Annotated in this window: 6 protein-coding genes and 1 pseudogene; all 7 read left to right on the top strand. The window is 69.4% G+C overall.

Annotated elements, in window-relative coordinates; genetic code table 11:
* A pseudogene (locus tag GH736_RS25195) lies at positions 1-246 on the top strand (Dyp-type peroxidase domain-containing protein); the annotation flags it as partial.
* A gap of 194 nt (positions 247-440) precedes the next feature.
* Positions 441-1,652, top strand: coding sequence for a cell division protein FtsZ (gene ftsZ, locus GH736_RS17760; protein ID WP_159605693.1), 1,212 nt, complete (start codon positions 441-443; stop codon positions 1,650-1,652).
* A gap of 31 nt (positions 1,653-1,683) precedes the next feature.
* On the top strand, positions 1,684-2,355 hold the full coding sequence (locus tag GH736_RS17755; protein ID WP_159605691.1) for a YggS family pyridoxal phosphate-dependent enzyme: 672 nt from the start codon (positions 1,684-1,686) through the stop codon (positions 2,353-2,355).
* A gap of 33 nt (positions 2,356-2,388) precedes the next feature.
* Positions 2,389-2,862 carry a cell division protein SepF gene (locus GH736_RS17750; protein WP_159605689.1) on the top strand — a complete coding sequence of 158 codons (474 nt, stop codon included), beginning with the start codon at positions 2,389-2,391 and terminating at the stop codon, positions 2,860-2,862.
* Between the two features lie 5 nt (positions 2,863-2,867).
* The gene (locus GH736_RS17745) at positions 2,868-3,185 is read left to right on the top strand and encodes a YggT family protein (RefSeq protein WP_159605687.1); all 318 of its coding nucleotides are present in this window, start codon (positions 2,868-2,870) and stop codon (positions 3,183-3,185) included.
* 112 nt (positions 3,186-3,297) lie between these two features.
* On the top strand, positions 3,298-3,981 hold the full coding sequence (locus tag GH736_RS17740; protein ID WP_159605685.1) for a DivIVA domain-containing protein: 684 nt from the start codon (positions 3,298-3,300) through the stop codon (positions 3,979-3,981).
* Positions 3,971-4,570, top strand: a 600-nt coding sequence (gene lspA / locus GH736_RS17735; protein WP_203230831.1) for a signal peptidase II, incomplete at its 3' end; no start/stop codon positions are given. The genes GH736_RS17740 and lspA, both read left to right, overlap by 11 nt.

Raw genomic sequence — 4,570 nt, 5'->3', positions numbered from 1 at the left:
CTCGGCTTCGGCCGCACTTCGTCGACGTCGACCGCGCAGGCGACGCCTCGCAACCTGTTCGGGTTCAAGGACGGCACCGCGAACGTGAAGGCCGAGGACGGCGCCGTGCTCGACGAGCAGGTGTGGGGGAGTGCCGAGGACTCGGTGCTCAAGGCCGACGTGCTCGCCGACCTGATGGTGGCGGCGCCGCCCGACACGGTGTCGCTGTACGACGTGTCGGCGCCCACGAGTCCCGTCACGGAGTGATGGCGCAGGCGTGCGACGCCTGGCGACAGCGCCCGTGCTCGATGCCGATCCGCGCGGCGGTTCGCGACACGCGGGGGCTCCTTGCGGTGCGGCGGGCAGTGGGCACCTACCGTCGAATCAGGAATTGCATACTCAGCAAAACTTTAACCTTCGACTTGAGGTTCAGGGTTCAGAGTTCGCACGGAGGGCCGGACATGTCGTCTAACCAGAACTACCTCGCCGTCATCAAGGTCGTCGGCATCGGCGGCGGTGGCGTCAACGCCGTCAACCGCATGATCGAGCTCGGCCTGCGCGGGGTCGAGTTCATCGCGATCAACACCGATGCCCAGGCACTGCTGATGAGCGATGCCGACGTCAAGCTCGACGTCGGCCGAGATCTGACCCGCGGCCTCGGCGCCGGCGCCGACCCCGAGGTCGGCCGCCGCGCGGCGGAGGATCACGCGGAGGAGATCGAGGAGGCGCTGGCCGGCGCCGACATGGTCTTCGTGACCGCCGGCGAGGGCGGTGGCACGGGCACCGGCGGTGCGCCCGTCGTCGCGCGGATCGCGAAGTCGATCGGCGCCCTCACCATCGGTGTCGTCACCAAGCCGTTCGGATTCGAGGGCAAGCGTCGCCAGACCCAGGCCGAGCAGGGGGTCGCGCGCCTGAAGGAAGAGGTCGACACCCTCATCGTCGTGCCGAACGACCGGCTCCTCGAGATCAGCGACCGCGGCATCTCGATGCTCGAGGCCTTCGCGACCGCCGACCAGGTGCTCCTCGCCGGTGTCCAGGGCATCACCGACCTGATCACGACCCCCGGCCTCATCAACCTCGACTTCGCCGACGTCAAGTCGGTCATGCAAGGGGCAGGATCGGCGCTCATGGGCATCGGTTCCTCGCGTGGGGCCGATCGGGCGATCAAGGCGGCCGAGCTCGCCGTCGCCAGCCCACTGCTCGAGGCGTCGATCGACGGCGCCCACGGCGTGCTCCTCTCCATCCAGGGCGGATCGAACCTCGGCATCTTCGAGATCAACGACGCGGCCCGCCTCGTGCAGGAGGCCGTGCATCCCGAGGCCAACATCATCTTCGGTGCCGTCATCGACGACACCCTCGGCGACGAGGTGCGGGTGACCGTCATCGCGGCGGGCTTCGACGGCGGCGAGCCCAACGCCAAGCAGCAGCCCGTCGAGGCGAGGCGCACGAACTTCGTGCCCGCCGCGGTGGGCGTCGGCGCAGCGGTCGGCGGCTCCTCGCTGGGCGCGGGCTCCGAGGCCGTGTCCGAGGTGATCGGCGAGATCGACATCGACGAGCTCGTCGAGACGGCGAACTGGGGCGAGGCGTCGCCGGCGCCAGCCGACCAGATCGTCTCCGACCCCGCGTTCGACGACGACGGCGACGACCTCGACATCCCCGACTTCCTGAAGTGAGCCGGGCCGTGTCGGCCGAACGGGGGAGCGCATGAGCGAGCTCGCCGACCGACTCGCGTCCGTCCGCGGCAGCATCGCGGATGCCGCGCGCGATGCCGGGCGGCATCCGAACGAGATCACCACCATCGTGGTGACCAAGTTCCAGCCGGCGTCGCTCGTCGCGGAGCTCGCGGAGCTCGGCGTGCAGGACTTCGGCGAGAACCGGCACCAGGAGGCGCAGGCGAAGGCCGCGGAGCTCGCCTCCCTCGGGCTCCGCTGGCACTTCGTCGGGCAGTTGCAGAGCAAGAAGGCCAAGCAGGTCCGGGGCTACGCGACGGCGATCCACTCCATCGACCGCGCGTCGCTCGTGGACGCACTCCGCTCCGACGCGGCGACGATCGACGCGTTCGTGCAGGTGAACCTCACCGACGACCCAGGTCGAGGCGGTGTGCAGCCCGACGAGGTCGATCGGCTCGTGGAGCACGTGCTCGCGACGCCCGGACTTCGCCTGCGCGGCCTGATGGCGGTGGCGCCGCTCGGTGAGCCGCCCCGGCCCGCCTTCGCCCGCATGCGGCTGCTCTCCGAGCGGGTGCGGCACCAGGCACCCGACGCACAGGCGTTGTCCATGGGGATGTCGCACGATTTCCGTGAGGCGATCTTGGAGGGCGCGACACACCTGCGGATCGGAACCGCAATCACCGGGAATCGGCCGGACGCCGGTTAGCCTCGAACAGACGGAACACAGACGGAGGCAGCGATGTCCAACCCGCTCAAGAAGACCATGGTCTACCTCGGACTCGCCGATGAGGAGTTCGAGCAGGAGGCCCCGCAGGCCCCGGCGCCCGCTGCACCCATCGTGCACGCGGCTCCCGCCGCCCCGAAGACCGGAGCGGCCGTCACGCCGCTTCGCAAGCACCAGGTCCAACCGACTACACCGCAGGCGGAGATGAACGAGATCCTCACCGTGCACCCGCGTCAGTACCGTGACGCCCAGGTGATCGCCGAGTCCTTCCGCGAGGGAGTCCCCGTGATCATCAACCTCTCGCAGATGTCGGACGGCGACGCACGTCGCCTGATCGACTTCGCGAGCGGCCTGTCCCAGGGGCTCTACGGCAAGATCGAGCGCGTCACGAGCAAGGTGTTCCTCCTCTCGCCGGCGCACGTCGTCGTCTCGGGCGAGGCCGGCGAGGCCGAAGGCGACGTCGACGCGTCGTTCTTCACGCACGCGTAGCTGCCGTGGGCGCACTGTCCGTCGTCTGGAACATCCTCTACACGCTGCTCCTCGTCTACTTCTTCGTCATGTGGGCGAGGTTCGTGCTGGACCTCGTCCGAACGTTCAATCGTTCGTGGCGTCCTCGCGGAGCGTGGCTCGTGGTCGTGGAGACGGTGTACAGCGTCACGGATCCGCCCGTGCGCTTCTTCCGGCGCATCGTGCCGCCGATCCGCATCGGCCAGGTCGCACTCGATCTCGGGTGGAGCCTCGCGATGCTGCTGGTCATCGTCGCCATGACCGTGGTGTCCTGGCTGGCGGCCGGCGCCGCGGCATCCGCCTGATGATCTCCTGCGAGGTGGCGGGCCGTGACGTTCGGCACTGCGGCCGCGTGGAGGTCTTTGCTACCGTTAGCAGAACGTTCGAACAGCTCGACAGATTTGAGGGTGGGAAGCCATGGCGCTAACTCCGGAAGATGTGGTCAACAAGCGCTTCCAGGCGACGAAGTTCCGGGAGGGCTACGACCAGGACGAGGTCGACGACTTCCTCGACGAGGTGGTCGTCGAACTGCGCCGACTGAACCAGGAGAACGAGGAGCTGCGCCAGCGTCTGTCCGCGGCCGAGTCGCGAGCGGCCGAGGCCGGCAAGTCCGCGCCCGCCGCGCCGACCCCCGCCGCGGTCTACACCGAGCCGGCTGCGCCGCCTCCCACGGTGGCCGTGCCAACGCAGGCGCCCGTGCAGCCGCAGTCCGAGCTCGACGAGCAGACGTCGACGACGAACCTGCTGCAGCTCGCCCGCCGCCTCCACGAGGAGCACGTCCGCGAGGGCATCGAGAAGCGCGACGCGCTGATCGCCGAGGGGCACGCCACCGCCGCGCGCGTCGTGGCCGAGGCCGAGGCGAAGCAGCGCCAGCAGATGGGCATCCTCGACCAGGAGCGCCTCGCGCTCGAGAAGCGCGTCGACGAGCTCCGCATCTTCGAGCGCGACTACCGCCTCAAGCTGAAGAGCTACATCGAGGGGCAGCTGCGCGAGCTCGACACGGCCGCGCCGGTGCAGGTCTCGGGCAACCAGGGCTTCTCCGCCCCCGTGAGCGCGGGCGACCAGACGCCGGCACCGACCTTCCAGGGCTTTGGCGGCTGAGCGGGCCGCGAAGGTCGGCACCACCACTGCACTCCTCATCCTGGTCGGCGGCGCCCTCGCGGTGTACGGCCTCGACCAGCTGAGCAAGTTCCTCGTCGTCACGAACCTCACCGAGGGTGAGGTCGTGCCGGTGCTCGGCAACGTGCTGCAATGGCAGTTCGTGCGGAATCCCGGCGCGGCCTTCTCGCTCGCCAGCGGCATGACGTGGATCTTCACGATCCTCGCCGCGGGCGTGATCACGTTCATCATCTGGTTCTCCCGGCGCATCCGCTCGGTCGCCTGGGCGCTCGTGTTCGGGCTCCTGCTCGGCGGAGTACTCGGCAACCTCACCGACCGGCTGCTCCGCGAGCCGAGCTTCGGCCTCGGCCACGTCGTCGACTTCGTCTCGACGCCGTGGCTGATCCCCGCGATCTACAACGTCGCCGACATGGCGATCGTCTCGAGCATGGTGCTGTTCATGATCCTGACGATCCGCGGCGTCGGCCTCGACGGCTCCCGCGAGTCGAAGCGAGCGGATGCCGCGGCCGACGCCGACGGCGATCCGGCGTCGAGCGACTCCGAGCCCGCCGGGCCCGCAACCCCCGGTGCG

The organism is Agromyces humi (assembly GCF_009720255.1).
Classification (GTDB): domain Bacteria; phylum Actinomycetota; class Actinomycetes; order Actinomycetales; family Microbacteriaceae; genus Agromyces; species Agromyces humi.
Note: the sequence above shows the minus strand (reverse complement) of the source record. Positions and strands in the feature narration are given on the sequence as shown.